Below are 17,613 nucleotides of genomic sequence, written 5' to 3' on the forward strand. Positions count from 1 at the left end.
CCTTGCCGAGTTGCCCGGCGTGTCGGGCACGGGCCCGGGGTCGCCGTTATGGCACGGTTACCTATTCGCAACGCTAAGTGACGAACTCCATCACCCTGTGCAACGAGCCCCCTCCCGGCGGTCCTGCAAGGCCCCGGACACCCTGGCGGGAGTCCGGACCCAGGGCTCGCAACAGTACTCCATTCGGGCCACATGCGTGGATCGGCACGCCGCCCAACTTCTAGCGGGGGGTGCTAGTTGGCCGATCCGGACGCACTTTCGGCGGCCGGGCGCTGTGGCACAGTTCACGCAATCGGCAGAAATGGAACTTATCGTTTCGCCTGTACGTCCCTTTCTCGTGCGGTCGGTCGATCAAGTACGGGAAAGGCAGGCAAGGTCCGGGAATGCGCGAGAAGCCGGAAGTCGGCGGCGAACAGCCGGGTGCCGACGCGAAACCGAGGAAGAGGCGGCTGGACCTGAGCGTCCCCCAGGTGGCGGGGAGCGCGGTCGCCGCGGTGGTCGCGGCGAAACTGGCGTCGTACTTCGGCGTCTACGGGACGATCCTGGGCGCCGGGCTGGTCAGCGTCGTCGCGACCTGCGGAGGAACGCTGTTCCAGCACTTCTTCAGGCGTACCGGTGAACAGTTCCGTGACGTGACGGTCCAGCCGAGACCGAAGCCCCGGCAGCTGTCCGGTGCGCCCGGGGAGTTCGGCGAAGGGACCGTGTACCGCGCGCGGGTCAGGAGCTGGAAGAGGCCGCTGGTCGCGACCGCTCTCGTCTTCGGCGTCACGATGGCCGGAATCACCACGTACGAAGCGGTCTCGGGGCAGAGTTTCAGCGGCGACGGCACCAGTACGACGGTCGGCGACGCCTTCAAGGGGAACGACGCCGGCTCGGGGAACCGGGAGCCGGACACGGCACCGTCTAACGGGTCCTCGCCGTCCTCGCCGACGGCCTCTCAGGAGGCTCCGACGCCTTCCGGTGGCACCGCCGGCCCGGGTGACACGGACGGTGACGGCACGGCCACCGCACCGGCCCCGGGGGACGGCACGGCATCGGAGCCGGAAGCCGGGGACGGCACCCCGGCTCCCGAACCCAGCGCGACCGCTACGACCCCAGAACCCTCCGCAAGTAGTCATTCGCAAAGCGCCGGTCCGGATCGAGACGGTCCCGCAGCGCGGTGAACTCGCCGAAGCGCGGATAGGCCCGGGAGAAGTACTCCGCGTCGCGGGTGTGCACCTTGCCCCAGTGAGGCCGGCCCTCGTGTGCGGTGAAGATCCGCTCGGCCGCGGTGAAGTACGCCTGATAAGGGGTGCCCCGGAACATGTGGACGGCGATGTACGCGCTGTCCCGCCCGGACGCCGTGGAGAGGGTGATGTCGTCGGCGGGCGCCGTCCGCACCTCCACGGGGAAGCTCACCCGCAGGGCCGAGCTGTCGACCATCGCCTTCAGCTCGCGCAGCGTCTCGACCAGGGCCTCGCGCGGCACGGCGTACTCCATCTCCACGAACCGCACGCGGCGCGGAGAGGTGAAGACCTTGTACGGGATGTCGGTGTAGGTCCGCGCGGACAGCACACGGCTGGAGAACGCGGCGATCGACGGGATGGCCGAGGGAACGGCCCGGCCGAGCAGGTTGGCCACCTGGAAGGCGCCGTTGGAGAGGAACTCGTCCTCGATCCAGCCGCGGACGGGGCCGACCGGGTTCTCGGGGCCCGCGCTGCGGTTGTTGCGCTTGGTGTTGCAGTTGCCGGTGTGCGGGAACCAGTAGAACTCGAAGTGCTCGTTCTCGGTGAAGAGCTCCTCGAAGTCGGCGGTGACCTTGTCGAAGGTCATCGGTTCCTCGCGGGCCGTGAGCAGGAAGACGGGCTCCACGGAGAAGGTGATCGCGGTGACGATTCCCAGGGCGCCGATGCCTATGCGGGCCGACGCGAAGACCTCCGGGTTCTCGCTCTCGGAACAGGTGAGCACCGAGCCGTCGGCCGTCACGAGTTCAAGGCCCTTGATCTGGGCGGCGATCGAGGCCGAGTCACGCCCGGTGCCGTGGGTTCCGGTGCTGGTCGCCCCCGAGACCGTCTGCTCCATGATGTCGCCCATGTTCGTGAGCGACAGGCCCTCGCGGGCCAGGGCCATGTTGAGCCTCTTGAGCGGGGTGCCGGCCTCGACGGTGACCGTCATGGCCGCGCGGTCGATCTTGCGGATCCCGGTCAACAGTTGAGGACGGATCAATACGCCGTCGGTCGCGGCGGCGGCCGTGAAGGAGTGCCCGGTGCCGACGGCCTTCACCGTCAGACCGTCCTCGGCCGCCTTCCGTACGGCGGCGGAGAGTTCGTCCACCGAGGCAGGGGTGACCTCCCGTACGGGAAGGGCGGTGACGTTGCCCGCCCAGTTACGCCACGTGCCGCTCTTCTCGCTCACTGCGGTGCTCATGAGACCCTCCCCGCTGCAGAACCGGCCTGCTGAGCCGGCGGTAGCCGAGGAAACCGACCGCGACCGCGACGGCCCCGGACACCGCCGGAACCCCGTACCCGGCCTTCGCGCCGGCGGAATCGATCACCCAGCCGGCCACGGAGGAACCGAGCGCGACCCCGACGGCGAGCCCTGTACTCACCCAGGTCATGCCTTCGGTCAGTTTCGCGCGAGGTACGTGCTGCTCGATGAGGGACATCGTCGTGATCATCGTGGGAGCGATGGACAGGCCCGCAACGAACAGCGCCACGGCCAGGAACGGCAAGTTTCCGACCAGTAGGAGGGGGATCATACTCACGGCCATCGCGCATATGCCCAGCAGCCACCTGCCTTCCGCCGCCCCCTTGAAGCGCAGCAGTCCGAAGACCGCTCCCGCGAGGCAGGAGCCCGCCGCGTAGAGGGCCAGAACGATGCTCGCGGCGCCCTTGTGACCCTGCTCCTCGGCGAAGGCCACGGTGACCACGTCGACGGCTCCGAAGATCGCCCCCGTCGCCACGAACGTGGCCACCAGAACCTGGAGTCCCGCCGAGCGGAGCGCCGAGCCTCCGCCGTGCTGTCCGCGCGGATGAGGCCGGGGCTCGGTGGCGCGCTGGGAGGTCAGCCAGAAGACCCCGGCCGTCAGGAAACAGGCGGCGAGCAGCGGTCCGGCCTCCGGGAACCACACCGTGGACAGGCCGATGGAGATGATCGGTCCGAAGATGAAGCAGATCTCGTCCACCACGGACTCCAGGGAGTACGCGGTGTGCAGTTGCGGGGTACCTCCGTAGAGCGCCGCCCAGCGGGCCCGGACCATCGCGCCGATGCTGGGGACGCAGCCGATGCCGGCCGCGCACACGAACAGGACCCAGTCCGGCCACCCGTAGTGCGCGGCGACCAGCAGCCCCCCGGCCGCCGCGAGCGCGAAGGCCGTCACCGGTCGCAGGATCCGCCGCTGACCGTGCCGGTCCACCAGACGCGAGACCTGCGGGCCCATCGCCGCGGCCGCCAGCGCCATGGTCGCCGACAAGGCGCCCGCGAGGCCGTAGCGCCCGGTCAGCTGGGAGATCATCGTGACGACGCCGATGCCCATCATGGACAGCGGCATCCGGCCGAGCAGGCCGGCGGCGGAGAAGCTCTTGGAGCCGGGGGCGGCGAACAGGGCGCGGTACGGGCTGGTCACGAGGGTCTCCGTCGGCTCCGTTCGGCCCCGTCACGCGGGCGGCCCGAACCTGGTAAGGCGTGAAGGTGGTCGATACAGCTTACTGGTTAGGTAACCCTAACGCAGCCTCTCGTGCCTGCCCCACGAGGCTGCCCGTCCCGTCCGTCCGACGCGCGGTCCAGGGTGCCCGTCCGGCGACGCGGCCCCTCGTGCCCTTCCGGCCGTCTGTCCGGGCGGCGCCCGTCCGGGCATGCTCCAGCCGCGCGCCCCGCCGTCGTCGTCCGCTCGTCACCCCGCCGGTTATCACCCGTCGGTGACGGGTGGCAGGATCGGATCCATGCCAGAAGTGCTCGATGCCACCCCCTACGACGCCCTGCTCCTGCTCTCGTTCGGCGGTCCGGAGGGCCCGGACGACGTGGTCCCGTTCCTGGAGAACGTGACGCGGGGCAGGGGCATCCCCAAGGAACGCCTCAAGGAGGTCGGGCAGCACTACTTCCTGTTCGACGGAATCAGCCCCATCAACGACCAGAACCGAGCCCTGCTCGACGCGCTGCGCAAGGACTTCGCCGAGCACGGTCTGGATCTGCCGGTCTACTGGGGCAATCGCAACTGGGCGCCCTACCTGACCGACACGCTGCGCGAGATGGCCGCCGACGGGCGGCGCAGGATCCTGGTGCTGGCCACCAGCGCGTACGCCTCGTACTCGGGCTGCCGGCAGTACCGCGAGGATCTGGCGGGGTCCCTGGCCGTCCTGGAGGCGGAGGGGCTGGAGCCGCCGAAGGTCGACAAGCTGCGGCACTACTTCAACCATCCCGGGTTCGTCGAGCCGATGACCGAGGGCGTCCTGAGGTCGCTCGCCGAGCTGCCCGAGGAGGTCCGGCCGGGCGCGCACCTGGTGTTCACCACGCATTCGATCCCGGTCGCCGCGGCGGACACCTCCGGCCCGGCCGATGGACACGGCGACGGCGGCGCCTATGTCCGGCAGCACCTGGACGTGGCCCGGCTGATCGCGGAAACGGTGCGCGAGGAGACCGGGACCGACCGGCCGTGGAAGCTCGTGTACCAGTCGCGCTCCGGGGCCCCGCACATCCCCTGGCTGGAGCCGGACGTCTGCGACCACCTGGAGGAGCTGCACGGGGCGGGAGCCCCGGCGGCGGTGATGGTGCCGATCGGCTTCGTGTCGGACCACATGGAGGTCCTGTACGACCTGGACACGGAGGCACGGGCGAAGGCGCGGGAGCTGGGGCTGCCGGTGAGCCGTTCGGCCACGGTGGGCTCCGATCCCCGGTTCGCCGCTGCGGTCCGTGACCTGGTGCTGGAGCGTGCCGCGGCCGAGAGCGGCCGACAGGTGACACGGTGTGCCCTGGGCGCGCTGGGCGCGAGTCACGACCTGTGCCCGGTGGGCTGCTGTCCGGCCCGTTCGCCCAAGCCCGCCGTCGCGGGCGCCGACAGCCCTTACGCATGAGGAGCCACGTGACCGACCCGCTGCACACCGAACTCCTCCAGCTCGCGCACGAGGCCGCCCGCCGCGCGGGTGAGCTGCTGCGCGACGGCCGCCCGGCGGACCTCACGGTCGCCGCCACGAAGTCCAGCCCGATCGACGTCGTCACCGAGATGGACATCGCCGCCGAGAAGCTGATCACCTCGCTGATCGCCGAACACCGGCCCCGCGACGGCTTCCTCGGCGAGGAGGGCTCCGCCACCGAGGGCACCAGCGGCGTCCGCTGGATCGTCGACCCGCTCGACGGCACGGTCAACTACCTGTACGGGCTGCCGACCTGGGCGGTGTCCATCGCGGCCCAGCAGGACGGCGAGACCGTCGTCGGCGTCGTGGCGGCACCCATGCGCGGCGAGACGTACCACGCGGTCCGCGGCCGGGGTGCCCGGGCCTCCGGGGCGTGGGTCGGCGAACGCCGGCTCGCCTGCCGCCCGTCCCCGCCGCTCGACCAGGCCCTCGTCTCGACGGGCTTCAACTACGTGACCGAGGTCAAGGTCCATCAGGCAGACGTGGCCCAGCGGCTGATCCCGCTGGTGCGCGACATCCGGCGTTCCGGCTCGGCGGCGGTCGACCTGTGCGACGTCGCGGCCGGCCGCCTCGACGGCTACTACGAACGCGGTCTGCACCCCTGGGATCTGGCGGCGGGGGACCTGATCGCCAGGGAAGCGGGCGCGGTGACCGGTGGACGCCCCGGAGAGGGCCCCACGGGCGATCTCGCGGTGGCCGCCTCCCCGGGCGTCTTCGAGCCCCTCCAGCGGCTCCTGGAGGACTTCGGGGCCTGGCACGACTGACGCACCCCCGACGGCACGCCCGTCAGTGCTCGTCGGCCGCCGACGAGGGACGGCGCGACGCGCGAACGAGAGCGGGGCCCCGGTACTGGATCGATACCGGGGCCCCGCTCTCGTACGTGCCGATCAGACGCGTGTGGCGCCGACCTCCACACCGTGCTCGGCGGCAAGGCGGTGCAGGTCGTCGAGCTCGGCCTGCTCGACCTCCGCGAGGAAGTCGTCGCCTGTCTCGCGAGCCCGCGTCAGGTCGGACTCGGTCGTCCTTATGCGCTGCAGAAGTCCTGTGGTGAATGCGTCCATGCTGCGCCCCCTCGTCCTGGGTCGTGGGTCGTGGGTCGGGTGGCACGGGGGTGTGCCGATGGAAAGGGGCGATCACGTCTCCGAATGGGGTGCCCAGCGCTGCCCGCTCTGGGCGGCGACGGTGCCGGACACCCACGCCCGCTCTGCGGAAGCGGTTGGACGTACCACAATGTGGTTTGCCACATGCAGAGCGTGATCGCGGGGTGTAAAGCCGTCCTCCCCCCGCTCTCTTCCACGGAAACCTCAACCCGACGAGAAAATCTCGCATTCCCGGCCCCCGGGACGCGCTTCCCTGGCGCCTCCCCCGCCTTACAGCCGGTTTATGGCCGAAACGGGCAGGATGGAGCTCTCATCCGTGACGGACCCGCCCGCGTGGTGCGCTGAAACGCGCCCGCGGGCGACAGAGGAAGGACAAGCGACGTGCGCGTACTCGTCGTCGAGGACGAGCAGCTGCTCGCCGATGCGGTGGCCACCGGACTGCGCCGGGAGGCCATGGCCGTCGACGTCGTGTACGACGGTGCGGCCGCGCTGGAGCGCATCGGGGTCAACGACTACGACGTCGTCGTCCTCGACCGAGACCTCCCGCTCGTGCACGGCGACGACGTCTGCCGGAAGATCGTCGAGCTCGGCATGCCCACGCGCGTGCTGATGCTGACCGCGTCCGGCGACGTCAGCGACCGTGTCGAGGGCCTGGAGATCGGCGCCGACGACTACCTCCCCAAGCCGTTCGCGTTCAGCGAGCTGACCGCACGCGTGCGTGCCCTCGGACGTCGTACGAGCCTGCCGCTGCCGCCGGTCCTGGAGCGTGCCGGGATCAAGCTCGACCCCAACCGCCGCGAGGTCTTCCGCGACGGCAAGGAGGTCCAGCTCGCCCCCAAGGAGTTCGCCGTCCTGGAGGTACTGCTGCGCAGCGAGGGCGCCGTCGTCTCCGCGGAACAGCTCCTGGAGAAGGCCTGGGACGAGAACACGGACCCGTTCACCAACGTGGTGCGCGTGACCGTCATGACGCTGCGGCGCAAGCTCGGCGAGCCCGCCGTGATCGTCACCGTGCCCGGCTCCGGGTACAGGATCTGATCCACCGTGGCCACCACCCCCGCGCCGCCCGCGGCGCCTCCGAAGCCCACCTGGGACCCGAGAAGAGCGGAACCGCCCTTCCCCTGGCTGCGCCCCACGATCCGCATACGGCTCACGCTGCTGTACGGCGGCATGTTCCTGATCGCCGGCATCATGCTGCTGTCGATCATCTACCTGCTCGCGGCGCAGGCGCTGAACGTCGGCAGCGAACTCCCCTTCAAGATCATTTCCGGGCAGGTCGGCAGCAGCACCTGCAACCTCCCGTCGGCACCCTCGGCGGACGAGCTCAACAGCGCGATGGCCGACTGTGTGAACCGGCAGCGCCAGCACGCCCTGGACGACCTGCTCAGCCGCTCCCTGCTGGCCCTGCTCGGCCTCGCGGTCATCGCCTTCGCGTTCGGCTACGCGATGGCGGGCCGCGTCCTGTCGCCGCTCGGCCACATCACCCGCACCGCGCGCGCGGTGGCCGGCTCCGACCTGTCCCGGCGGATCGAGCTGGACGGCCCCGACGACGAGCTGAAGGAGCTCGCGGACACCTTCGACGACATGCTGGAGCGGCTTCAGCGGGCCTTCACCGCCCAGCAGCGGTTCGTCGGCAACGCCTCCCACGAACTGCGCACACCCCTCGCGATCAACCGCACGCTCCTGGAGGTGCACCTCTCCGGCCCCGGGGTGCCGACGGAGATGCAGCAGCTCGGCAAGACGCTGCTCGCCACCAACGAACGCAGCGAACAGCTCGTCGAGGGCCTGCTGCTGCTCGCCCGCAGCGACAACCAGATCATCGAGCGCAAGCCGGTGGACCTCGCCGAGGTCGCCTCGCAGGCCGTCGACCAGGTGCACGCCGAGGCGGAGGCCAAGGGCGTGGAGATCCGCGGGCTGCGCGCTCCGGTGGTCGTCCAGGGCAACGGCGTCCTCCTGGAGCGGATCGCCCTGAACCTCGTCCAGAACGCCGTTCGGTACAACGTGCCGCAGGACGGCTGGGTGGAGGTCACGACCGACACCGAGCACGGCCGGGCGGTCCTGGAAGTGTCGAACACGGGACCGGTCGTTCCCGCGTACGAGGTCGACAATCTTTTCGAACCCTTCCGGCGGCTGCGCACGGAGCGCACGGGCAGCGACAAGGGCGTGGGCCTTGGCCTGTCGATCGTCCGGTCGGTGGCCCGCGCGCACGGGGGCCACATCGTCGCCCGGCCCCGAGAAGGGGGTGGGCTCGTGATGCGCGTCACCCTTCCCGTCTGAGACCATGTCGCGGACACGCGGCGATGTTCGCTTTGCGCGGAATTTTCGGGTCACCCACCCGAGTGACCCGTGTGTGATCGATCACAAGGGCGATTTTCTGTCCATCTACTCTCCGTGATCATGCGAACTGCCGGAAAGCCGGGAAAATCCGGGTTTTCGGGGGTCCTGATCACGGGAAGTACACGGTGGGGCGCCTTTGAAGTGTGACCTCAGGACCGTGTACGGTCCGCATCGCCATCCAAGCCGATCACTCTTGATGAGTCCGGTTGGGTGTCGATTGAGTAACAGACCTTGATGTGAGGCAAAATCTCCGCCTCGGGTCGGGCACAAGTCCGGCCTCTCACGCGTTACGTGCGCTGGAGACACCGAAGACACCCAGAGGGGGAGAGCGACAATGGCAACGGATTACGACACCCCGCGCAAGACCGACGACGACGTCGACTCGGACAGCCTTGAAGAACTGAAGGCTCGCCGGAACGACAAGTCGACCTCGTCCGTCGACGTAGATGAGTTCGAGGCCGCGGAAGGCCTGGAGCTGCCCGGTGCGGACCTCTCGAACGAAGAGCTGGCCGTCCGGGTGCTGCCCAAGCAGCAGGACGAGTTCACCTGCATGAGCTGCTTCCTGGTGCACCACCGCAGCCAGCTGGCCCGCGAGAAGAACGGTCAGCCGATCTGCCGCGACTGCGACTGAGGCAGGGTCGGCCGTGACCGGCTCGACCCCACCTTGGAAGCGCCGCCTCCCCTCCAGGGCGGCGGACGAAGGGCCCGCCAAGGGCCCTGAAGGTGTGCGTGACGACGAGCGGGGCTCTTCCGAACAGGGATCAGCCTCGCTCGACCGAGCGGGCGCCACAGACGGCCTGACGGCCCCCACGGACACTCCCTCGCCTGTCGCGAGGCGTCGCGTGGAGGCTGTCCGGGACGGCGTCAAGAGAGGCGTCACGAGGAGCGGCGTCCGGGCCAGGGCGGGCCTCGCGTTCGTCACCGACCGCATCATCGACATCGCCCCGCGGGTTCCCGTACGGGACCTGGCCACCCTCCGCAGACAGTTCCCGGGCCTCGGCCCCGAGGAGCTCGCGGACAAGCTCGTCGCGGGCGCCGCCGCCGCGACGTCCACCGTCGGCGCCGGCATCGGCGCCGCCGCGATGCTGCCGGTACCGCCCGCCATGCCCACGGAGCTGGCCGCCGAGATCACCGCCGTCGCCGCGGTCGAGCTGAAGCTGATCGCCGAACTCCACGAGGTCTACGGCCTGCGTCCGCAGGGCAACCTCAAGCAGCGCAGCACGGCCTATCTGCACTCCTGGTCGGGCGAGCGCGGTATCGACGTGGCCAAGCCCATGACGATCAACGCCGCGCTGGGCGGCCAGATGAAGCGCGAGCTGCGCCAGCAGATCATGAAGCGAACGGTCCGGGACCTGCCCAACCTGATGCCGTTCATGGTCGGAGCGGCCGTGGGCGCGGTGATGAACCGCCGCGACACCAAGCGTGTGGCGGGCCACATCCGCAAGGACCTGCGCAGGATGCAGGTGCCGTGGGACGCGCTCCCGCAACTGCCACCGCTGGAGAAGCCGACGGATCCGGTGCGGATCGGGGAGATTCCCACGGACCTGGGGGACTGAAGACCTCTCGCACGCCGACCGCGACCGTTCACCCGCGTTCGGCGGACCGCGCCCGTCGCCGGCGCGCCGCCCCGGGCGCCGGCCGCGGCTGTCTCAGCTCTCCGCGGGACGGACCGACTCCCGTGCCGTCTCCAGGGCGGCGGCCAGGCGCTCCGGCTCCCGTGTCGACAGGTACAGGTAGGGGGTCGGGTCCGCCGGGTCCGTGACCTGGACGCGCAGCGCCGTGGGGATGTACGAGCGCAGGAGCATGAAGGCGCGGGTGTCGGCCTTGTAGGTGCGCCAGGCGCGCGCTTCCTCCGGGTCCATGATCTCCGTGTCGCCGAGGGCCGAGACCGGGATCCTGGCGTCGCCGGCGATCAGCGCGTCACCGACCACGCGGATGCGGATCGAGCCGTACGCGCTGGCCGCCACCGCCGCGACCGCGGTGCCGCCGACGAGGGCTCCGAGCATCGGCAGAGTGCCGAACGGGAGGAACACCAGGGCCAGCGCGAGCCCGACCAGAAAGCTGATCACCCACCACGAGCGGGGTGCGGTGAGGCGTTCTTCGTACGGGGAGGCGGAGAGCTGCATGACGTCAAGCTTGGCACGGTGCGAAGACTCGGTGGACGCGCGGGTAAGGTCTGCGGCTGTGAGTGGTACTTCCGCAGCTCTGACGCCTCCCGCCGACGCCGTCGCGCCGGTGCGGCACCCTGACGCGCCCGCCCCCGGAGAGCTCCTCGGAGCACACTACGAACACTGTTTCGGGTGCGGTGGAGCGCAGCCCCACGGACTCCATCTGGAGGCCCGCGCGGGCGAGGGTGTCAAGATCACGGCGGAGTTCACCGTGCGCCCCGTCCACCAGGGAGCCCCGGGACTCGCGCACGGCGGTGTTCTCGCCACCGCGCTCGACGAGACGCTCGGCTCGCTGAACTGGCTGCTGCGGACGATCGCCGTGACAGGACGCCTGGAGACCGACTTCCGCCGCCCCGTACCCGTCGACACCGTGCTGTATCTGGAGGCCGAGGTCACCGCGGTGGCCGGCCGGAAGATCTACTGCACCGCCACGGGGCGCATCGGCGGCCCCGACGGGCCCGTCGCCGTCCGCGCCGACGCCCTCTTCGTCGAGGTGAAGGTCGACCACTTCATCGACAACGGCCGCCCGGAGGAGATCCGGGCGGCGATGAGCGACCCGGACCAGATCCGGCGAGCCCGTGCCTTCGAGGTGAACCCGTGACCCGTGGCCCCGGGGCCGGTGAGCCCCGTCCGGAAGTCGCCGTGATGATCAGGCGCGTCGATCCCGACGTCCCGCTTCCCGAGTACGCGCACCCCGGTGACGCGGGAGCCGATCTGCGCACCACCGAGAGCCGCGAGCTCGAGCCCGGTGAACGGGCCGTGCTGCCGACGGGAGTGTCCATCGCTCTGCCCGAGGGGTACGCGGCCTTCGTGCACCCGCGCTCCGGCCTGGCCGCCCGCTGCGGCGTCGCCCTCGTGAATGCCCCGGGGACGGTTGATGCCGGGTACCGTGGGGAGATCAAGGTGATCGTGGTGAATCTCGATCCGCGCGAGTCGGTGCGGTTCGAGCGCTTCGACCGGATTGCTCAACTGGTCGTCCAGCAGGTCGAGAAGGTTCGCTTCCAGGAGGTCGCGGAACTTCCCGATTCTGCGCGGGCCGCAGGGGGCTTCGGGTCCACGGGCGGTCATGCCGCCGTGGACAGCACGACGGGTGGGAATCGATACGCTTCGGTCGTATCCGACCGGGAAGGACAGTGACGTGTTCGGACGTCGCAAGAAGGGCAGTGCCGCCGAGGACGCGGCGGGCGAGGCCGAGCAGGTCGTCGACGGCGTCGACACTGAGGCGGACGAGGACGCGGAGCGCGAGCGCGTGAGGCTCGAACCCGAGCCGCGCCCCGACGGGCCCTGGGACAGCACGGAGGTCCGTGAGCCGGCCGAGGGCCGGGTGGACCTCGGAGGTCTGTTCGTGCCCGGAGTCGACGGCATGGAGCTGCGGGTCGAGGTCGCGGGCGACGCGATCGTCGCGGCGACCGTCGTCGTCAACGACAGCGCCGTGCAGCTCCAGGCCTTCGCCGCTCCCAAGCGCGAGGGCATCTGGGGCGAGGTGCGCGAGGAGATCGCCTCCGGGATCACCCAGCAGGGCGGTGTCATCGACGAGGTCGAGGGCCCGCTCGGCTGGGAGCTGCGGGCGCAGGTACCGGTCCAGCTGCCGGACGGCACGGGCGGTTTCCAGGTCGTGCGGTTCGTCGGCGTGGACGGCCCCCGCTGGTTCCTGCGCGGAGTGATCTCCGGGCAGGGCGCGGTGCAGCCGCAGGCCGCGGGTCTGCTGGAGCAGATCTTCCGGGACACGGTCGTCGTCCGCGGTGAGGGGCCGATGGCCCCGCGCGACCCGATCGTCCTGAAGCTGCCGAACGACGCGCAGATGGTCCCCGAGGGTGTTCAGCAGGAGGACCAGAGCGGTTCCCGCTTCTCCGGCGGCATGGGACAGCTCCAGCGCGGACCGGAGATCACCGAGGTCCGCTAGACGGATCAGGGACGGACGAAGAGCCGGGCGACAGGAGGGCCGCATCCCCAGGGATGCGGCCCTTTCCCGTGCGCGGCCCCTCCGGGGCGCACGCCTCGCCGCATTCCTGTACGTGAACGACGGCTGAGCAGGGGCTCTTTCCTCAAGTCTTGACGGAAGTCTGGTCCGTACCTATGGTCACCGGCCAGCACCTCATGTTCAGCATCCCGTGTGTAGTTCACATACAAGAATGGATGGCTCTGCATGTCCGACACCCCCACTCGGCATCGCCGCAGCCGGCGCCCGGCCTTCCTCGTCACCGTCGCCGCCGCGACCGCCGCACTCGTCGGCACCCTCCTGTCCTGGCCCGGAGCGCATCGGGCCGAGGCGGCACCCGCCGCCTTCGTCCACCCGGGAGTCACCGTCTCCAGGGGACAGCTGGACTTCGCCCGCACCGAGGTCCTGGCCGGCGCCCAGCCCTGGAAGGGCGCCTACGACCAGATGATGGCGAGCAAGTACGCCTCGCTCACGCGCACCCCCACGCCCCGCGCGACCGTCGAGTGCGGCTCGTACTCCAACCCCAATTACGGCTGCACGGACGAGCGCGAGGACGCGATCGCCGCGTACACCGACGCCCTCGCCTGGTACATCACGCGCGACGACCGGTACGCCAAGAAGGCCATCGAGCTGATGGACGCCTGGTCCGCGGTGATCAAGTCCCACACGAACAGCAACGCACCCCTCCAGACCGGCTGGGCGGGCTCCTCCTGGCCCAAGGCCGCAGAGATCATCAAGTACACGTACACCGGCTCCTGGGCCAACTCCGGCCGCTTCGCGGGCATGCTGCGCGACGTCTACCTGCCCCAGATCATCAACGGTTCCAACTCCAACGGGAACTGGGAGCTGTCGATGATGGAGGCGGCGGTGGGCATCTCCGTCTTCCTGGAGGACAAGACGTCGTACGACAAGGCCATGGCGAAGTTCCGGACGCGCACCGCGGCGTACGTCTACCTCTCGACCGACGGCGCCGTGCCCAGGACCGTGCCGAGCCAGAACCTCGACACCACCGCGAAGATCGTCAGCTACTGGCAGGGGCAGTCCACGTTCGTCACCGGGCTCACACAGGAGACCTGCCGCGACCTCACCCACACCGGCTACGGCGTCTCGGCCATCTCCCACATCGCCGAGACGAGCCGCATCCAGGGGCAGGACCTCTACGGCACCGACGTCGGCGAGCGGCTGCGCCAGGCGCTCGGCTTCCAGTCGAAGTACCAGCTGGGTACGGCCGTGCCGAGCTGGCTGTGCGGCGGCTCGCTGAACCTCGGGCTCGGCCCGGTCACCGAGGTCGGCTACAACGCCCTGCACAACCGCCTGGGCATCGCGATGACCAACACCCAGGCACTCACCCAGCAGAACCGTCCGGCCGGCAGCAACAACCTCTTCGTCGCGTGGGAGACGCTGACGCACGGCGACAATCCCGCGTGAACCGGATCCGGGGTCTCGTCCGATGAAGCGATGAGGGACCGGGCGTCCGGCCGGGACACCGGCGCCCGGTCCACCGGGGATCACGGGGAGAGAACATGAGCCAGACCGAGACCGGCACCACCACCGTCACCACCGCCATCGCGCGCGGGGCATCAGAGTTGCGTCAAGGACGTTCCCCGGCGGGGCGATCGTCCTGTTCGCCGGGAATCCTGGCCGTAAGGTCGACGCTGCGTACACAGCGGTGACAGGAAGACAATAGGCTCATGGGACGCGGCAAGCTTCGGATCTACCTCGGTGCGGCTCCGGGCGTGGGCAAGACCTACGCGATGCTGTCCGAGGCGCATCGCCGCATCGAACGCGGGACGGACTGCGTGGTGGCGTTCGTCGAGCACCATCACCGGCCCCGCACCGAGGTGATGCTGCACGGCCTGGAGCAGGTGCCACGCAAGGAGCTGGAGTACCGGGGCGGCGTCTTCACGGAGATGGACGTCGACGCCGTGCTCCGCCGCGCCCCGGCCGTCGCCCTGGTGGACGAACTGGCGCACACGAACGTGCCCGGCTCCCGCAACGCCAAGCGCTGGCAGGACGTGGAGGAACTGCTCGCCGCCGGCATCGACGTCGTCTCCACCGTCAACATCCAGCACCTGGAGTCGCTGGGCGACGTCGTCGAGTCGATAACGGGTGTGCGGCAGCGCGAGACCGTGCCGGACGAGGTGGTGCGGCGGGCGGACCAGATCGAGCTGGTCGACATGTCGCCGCCCGCGCTGCGCCGCCGGATGGCGCACGGCAACATCTACAAGCCCGACAAGGTCGACGCGGCCCTGTCCAACTACTTCCGGCCGGGCAATCTCACGGCCCTGCGCGAGCTCGCGCTGCTGTGGGTGGCCGACCGGGCCGACGAATACCTGACCGAGTACCGCAGCGAACACCGGGTCTCCAAGATCTGGGGCTCCCGGGAGCGGATCGTCGTCGGGCTGACCGGCGGTCCGGAGGGCCGGACGCTGATCCGGCGTGCCGCGCGGCTGGCCGAGAAGGGGGCGGGCGGCGAGGTCATGGCCGTCTACATCGCCCGCAGCGACGGCCTCACCTCCGCCTCGCCGAAGGAGCTGGCCGTCCAGCGCACCCTGGTCGAGGACCTCGGCGGCACCTTCCACCACGTGGTCGGCGACGACATCCCCGCCTCCCTGCTGGACTTCGCGCGCGGGGTCAACGCCACCCAGATCGTGCTCGGCTCCTCCCGGCGCAAGACCTGGCAGTACGTCTTCGGTCCGGGCGTCGGCGCCACGGTCGCCCGGGAGTCCGGCCCCGACCTGGACGTCCACATCGTCACCCACGAAGAGGTCGCCAAGGGGCGCGGTCTGCCGGTGGCCCGCGGAGCACGGCTCGGGCGCTCCCGGATCATCTGGGGCTGGGCGATCGGCATCGGCGGCCCCGTCGTCATGGCCCTGCTGCTGAACACCATCGACCTCGGCCTCGCCAACGACATGCTGCTGTTCCTGGCGGTGACGGTCGCGGCCGCCCTGCTCGGCGGACTGCTCCCGGCCCTCGCCTCGGCCGCCTTCGGCTCGCTGCTCCTGAACTACTTCTACACACCGCCCCTGCACCGGCTGACCATCGCCGACCCGAAGAACATCGTGGCCATCGTGATCTTCGTGGGCGTCGCCGTCTCCGTGGCGTCGGTGGTGGACCTGGCGGCCCGCCGTACGCACCAGGCGGCGCGGCTCCGGGCCGAGTCGGAGATCCTCTCCTTCCTGGCGGGCAGCGTGCTGCGCGGCGAGACCAGCCTGGAAGCGCTCCTGGAGCGCGTCCGGGAGACCTTCGGGATGGAATCGGTCGCCTTGCTGGAGCGCGCCGGTGACGTCGACCCGTGGACGTGCGCGGGCAGCGCCGGACCGGCGCCCGCGACCCGCCCCGAGGACGCCGACGTCGACATGCCGGTCGGCGACCACATGGCGCTCGCCCTGTCCGGACGGGTGCTGCCCGCCTCCGACCGCCGGGTGCTGGCCGCCTTCGCCGCGCAGGCCGTGGTGGTCCTGGACCGTCAGCGCCTCCAGCACGAGGCGGACCAGGCCAAGGTGCTGGCCGAGGGCAACCGCATCCGTACCGCCCTGCTGGCCGCCGTGAGCCACGACCTGCGCACCCCGCTCGCCGGGATCAAGGCGGCGGTGTCGTCCCTGCGCTCCGACGACGTGGCCTGGTCCGAGGAGGACCGGGCCGAGCTCCTCGCGGGCATCGAGGACGGCGCCGACCGCCTCGACCACCTGGTGGGCAACCTGCTGGACATGTCCCGGCTCCAGACCGGCACGGTCGCTCCGCTGATCCGGGAGATCGACCTGGACGAGGTCGTCCCGATGGCGCTGGGCGGTGTCCCCGAGGACAGCGTGGACCTGGAGATCCCGGAGAGCCTGCCGATGGTCGCCGTCGACGCCGGACTGCTGGAGCGTGCCGTCGCCAACCTCGTCGAGAACGCCGTCAAGTACAGCCCCCTCGACGAACGCGTCCTGGTCGCCGCGAGCGCCATGGCCGACCGCGTGGAGGTCCGCGTGGTGGACCGCGGCCCCGGTGTCCCGGACGATGCCAAGGACCGGATATTCGCGCCCTTCCAGCGCTACGGAGACGCCCCGCGCGGCACCGGAGTGGGTCTGGGCCTAGCGGTCGCCCGAGGCTTCGCCGAGGCGATGGGCGGCACCCTCAACGCCGAGGACACCCCGGGCGGCGGACTCACCATGGTGCTCACGGTACGGGCGGTGGACCGCCGGCCCGACCTGGCCGCCCGATCAGCAGTCACAGAAAGGCAGGCTTCATGACCCGGGTCCTCGTGGTCGACGACGAGCCGCAGATCACCCGAGCCCTCGTCATCAACCTGAAGGCGCGCAAGTACGAGGTCGACGCGGCCCCCGACGGAGCCACCGCGCTCCAGCTCGCCGCCGCGCGTCACCCCGATGTCGTCGTGCTCGACCTGGGCCTGCCCGACATGGACGGCGTCGAGGTGATCAAGGGGCTGCGCGGCTGGACCCGGGTGCCGATCCTGGTGCTGTCCGCCCGGCACTCCTCGGACGAGAAGGTCGAGGCACTCGACGCGGGCGCCGACGACTACGTCACCAAGCCCTTCGGCATGGACGAACTGCTCGCCCGGCTGCGCGCCGCCGTCCGCCGCGCCGAGCCCACCGGGGGCGGTGAGGACGACGTGATCGTGGAGACCGCGGGGTTCACCGTCGACCTGGCGGCGAAGAAGGTGCACCGCGACGGGCGGGACGTCCGGCTCACCCCCACGGAATGGCATCTGCTGGACGTACTGGTCCGCAACACCGGCCGGCTCGTCAGCCAGAAACAGCTGCTCCAGGAGGTCTGGGGCCCGTCCTACGGGACGGAGACGAACTATCTGCGGGTCTACATGGCCCAGCTGCGCCGCAAGCTGGAGGTGGACCCCTCGCACCCGAAGCACTTCATCACCGAGCCGGGCATGGGATACAGGTTCGAACGGTGACGCGATCACGCCCCGCGGACCGTCCGTGCGAGCCGCGCCGGTCGCCCGA

The 17,613-nt window shown here is 70.4% G+C and carries 17 protein-coding genes; 13 read left to right on the forward strand and 4 right to left on the reverse strand.

Annotated features, from left to right (window positions below; all coding sequences use genetic code 11):
- The first annotated feature begins 383 nt into the window (after positions 1–383).
- The gene (locus tag ACFYW9_RS15830; RefSeq protein WP_389149888.1) at positions 384–1,163 is read left to right on the forward strand and encodes a hypothetical protein; all 780 of its coding nucleotides are present in this window, start codon (positions 384–386) and stop codon (positions 1,161–1,163) included.
- Here the strand turns inward: ACFYW9_RS15830 and ACFYW9_RS15835 are convergent.
- Positions 1,087–2,406: a D-arabinono-1,4-lactone oxidase gene (locus tag ACFYW9_RS15835; RefSeq protein WP_351868286.1), complete on the reverse strand. Its 1,320-nt coding sequence runs from the start codon at positions 2,404–2,406 to the stop codon at positions 1,087–1,089. The genes ACFYW9_RS15830 and ACFYW9_RS15835 overlap by 77 nt on opposite strands.
- Entirely contained in the window at positions 2,366–3,604 is a 1,239-nt protein-coding gene (locus ACFYW9_RS15840; RefSeq protein ID WP_389149892.1) for an MFS transporter, read from the reverse strand. Before ACFYW9_RS15840 ends, ACFYW9_RS15835 begins: the two co-directional genes overlap by 41 nt.
- Positions 3,605–3,920: 316 nt before the next feature.
- Here ACFYW9_RS15840 and ACFYW9_RS15845 point away from each other — a divergent pair, with 316 nt between their 5' ends.
- Positions 3,921–5,048, forward strand: coding sequence for a ferrochelatase (locus ACFYW9_RS15845; RefSeq protein WP_351868292.1), 1,128 nt, complete (start codon positions 3,921–3,923; stop codon positions 5,046–5,048).
- Between the two features lie 8 nt (positions 5,049–5,056).
- Positions 5,057–5,872, forward strand: coding sequence for an inositol monophosphatase family protein (locus ACFYW9_RS15850; protein ID WP_328447161.1), 816 nt, complete (start codon positions 5,057–5,059; stop codon positions 5,870–5,872).
- A gap of 123 nt (positions 5,873–5,995) precedes the next feature.
- Here ACFYW9_RS15850 and ACFYW9_RS15855 read toward each other — a convergent pair whose 3' ends face one another.
- Positions 5,996–6,169 carry a hypothetical protein gene (locus ACFYW9_RS15855; RefSeq protein ID WP_167455614.1) on the reverse strand — a complete coding sequence of 58 codons (174 nt, stop codon included), beginning with the start codon at positions 6,167–6,169 and terminating at the stop codon, positions 5,996–5,998.
- 420 nt (positions 6,170–6,589) lie between these two features.
- On the opposite strand from ACFYW9_RS15855, the gene ACFYW9_RS15860 reads away from it, so the two are divergent.
- The 4 genes from ACFYW9_RS15860 (at position 6,590) to ACFYW9_RS15875 (ending at position 10,098) form a co-directional block, all read left to right on the forward strand.
- A complete protein-coding gene (locus tag ACFYW9_RS15860; RefSeq protein ID WP_037745430.1) occupies positions 6,590–7,243 on the forward strand; it encodes a response regulator transcription factor in 654 nt (217 codons plus the stop codon).
- Between the two features lie 6 nt (positions 7,244–7,249).
- A complete protein-coding gene (locus ACFYW9_RS15865; RefSeq protein WP_389149897.1) occupies positions 7,250–8,482 on the forward strand; it encodes a sensor histidine kinase in 1,233 nt (410 codons plus the stop codon).
- 394 nt (positions 8,483–8,876) lie between these two features.
- Positions 8,877–9,173: a DUF4193 domain-containing protein gene (locus ACFYW9_RS15870; protein WP_003997302.1), complete on the forward strand. Its 297-nt coding sequence runs from the start codon at positions 8,877–8,879 to the stop codon at positions 9,171–9,173.
- A gap of 13 nt (positions 9,174–9,186) precedes the next feature.
- Positions 9,187–10,098 (forward strand): hypothetical protein, encoded by a 912-nt coding sequence (locus ACFYW9_RS15875; protein ID WP_351868298.1) that lies wholly within the window; start codon positions 9,187–9,189, stop codon positions 10,096–10,098.
- A gap of 93 nt (positions 10,099–10,191) precedes the next feature.
- Here ACFYW9_RS15875 and ACFYW9_RS15880 read toward each other — a convergent pair whose 3' ends face one another.
- Positions 10,192–10,668, reverse strand: coding sequence for a DUF3093 domain-containing protein (locus ACFYW9_RS15880; protein ID WP_351868301.1), 477 nt, complete (start codon positions 10,666–10,668; stop codon positions 10,192–10,194).
- Between the two features lie 58 nt (positions 10,669–10,726).
- On the opposite strand from ACFYW9_RS15880, the gene ACFYW9_RS15885 reads away from it, so the two are divergent.
- The 6 genes from ACFYW9_RS15885 to ACFYW9_RS15910 all read left to right on the forward strand — a co-directional run bounded on the left by ACFYW9_RS15885 (position 10,727) and on the right by ACFYW9_RS15910 (position 17,564).
- Positions 10,727–11,311 carry a PaaI family thioesterase gene (locus ACFYW9_RS15885; protein ID WP_351868304.1) on the forward strand — a complete coding sequence of 195 codons (585 nt, stop codon included), beginning with the start codon at positions 10,727–10,729 and terminating at the stop codon, positions 11,309–11,311.
- Positions 11,312–11,355: 44 nt separating this feature from the next.
- Positions 11,356–11,847, forward strand: a complete 492-nt coding sequence (gene dut / locus ACFYW9_RS15890) for a dUTP diphosphatase (RefSeq protein WP_328458050.1) — start codon at positions 11,356–11,358, stop codon at positions 11,845–11,847.
- Position 11,848: 1 nt separating this feature from the next.
- The gene (locus tag ACFYW9_RS15895) at positions 11,849–12,613 is read left to right on the forward strand and encodes a DUF3710 domain-containing protein (protein WP_351868308.1); all 765 of its coding nucleotides are present in this window, start codon (positions 11,849–11,851) and stop codon (positions 12,611–12,613) included.
- Positions 12,614–12,856: 243 nt separating this feature from the next.
- On the forward strand, positions 12,857–14,077 hold the full coding sequence (locus ACFYW9_RS15900; protein WP_389149903.1) for an alginate lyase family protein: 1,221 nt from the start codon (positions 12,857–12,859) through the stop codon (positions 14,075–14,077).
- A gap of 263 nt (positions 14,078–14,340) precedes the next feature.
- A complete protein-coding gene (locus tag ACFYW9_RS15905; RefSeq protein ID WP_389149906.1) occupies positions 14,341–16,884 on the forward strand; it encodes an ATP-binding protein in 2,544 nt (847 codons plus the stop codon).
- Complete coding sequence (locus ACFYW9_RS15910; RefSeq protein WP_329302052.1) at positions 16,881–17,564, forward strand: response regulator; 684 nt, start codon at positions 16,881–16,883, stop codon at positions 17,562–17,564. The genes ACFYW9_RS15905 and ACFYW9_RS15910 overlap by 4 nt, the downstream gene beginning before the upstream one ends.
- Positions 17,565–17,613: the final 49 nt, after the last annotated feature.

The organism is Streptomyces sp. NPDC002698, assembly GCF_042888945.1.
Lineage (GTDB): Bacteria > Actinomycetota > Actinomycetes > Streptomycetales > Streptomycetaceae > Streptomyces.

Excerpts from the sequence above, each read along its gene's own strand:
- ACFYW9_RS15855 (WP_167455614.1), bottom strand. The coding sequence starts at position 6,169 with ATGGACGCATTCACCACAGGACTTCTGCAGCGCATAAGGACGACCGAG.
- ACFYW9_RS15845 (WP_351868292.1), top strand. The coding sequence starts at position 3,921 with ATGCCAGAAGTGCTCGATGCCACCCCCTACGACGCCCTGCTCCTGCTC.
- ACFYW9_RS15830 (WP_389149888.1), top strand. The coding sequence starts at position 384 with ATGCGCGAGAAGCCGGAAGTCGGCGGCGAACAGCCGGGTGCCGACGCG.
- ACFYW9_RS15905 (WP_389149906.1), top strand. The coding sequence starts at position 14,341 with ATGGGACGCGGCAAGCTTCGGATCTACCTCGGTGCGGCTCCGGGCGTG.
- ACFYW9_RS15870 (WP_003997302.1), top strand. The coding sequence starts at position 8,877 with ATGGCAACGGATTACGACACCCCGCGCAAGACCGACGACGACGTCGAC.
- ACFYW9_RS15910 (WP_329302052.1), top strand. The coding sequence starts at position 16,881 with ATGACCCGGGTCCTCGTGGTCGACGACGAGCCGCAGATCACCCGAGCC.
- dut (WP_328458050.1), top strand. The coding sequence starts at position 11,356 with ATGATCAGGCGCGTCGATCCCGACGTCCCGCTTCCCGAGTACGCGCAC.
- ACFYW9_RS15900 (WP_389149903.1), top strand. The coding sequence starts at position 12,857 with ATGTCCGACACCCCCACTCGGCATCGCCGCAGCCGGCGCCCGGCCTTC.
- ACFYW9_RS15880 (WP_351868301.1), bottom strand. The coding sequence starts at position 10,668 with ATGCAGCTCTCCGCCTCCCCGTACGAAGAACGCCTCACCGCACCCCGC.
- ACFYW9_RS15835 (WP_351868286.1), bottom strand. The coding sequence starts at position 2,406 with ATGAGCACCGCAGTGAGCGAGAAGAGCGGCACGTGGCGTAACTGGGCG.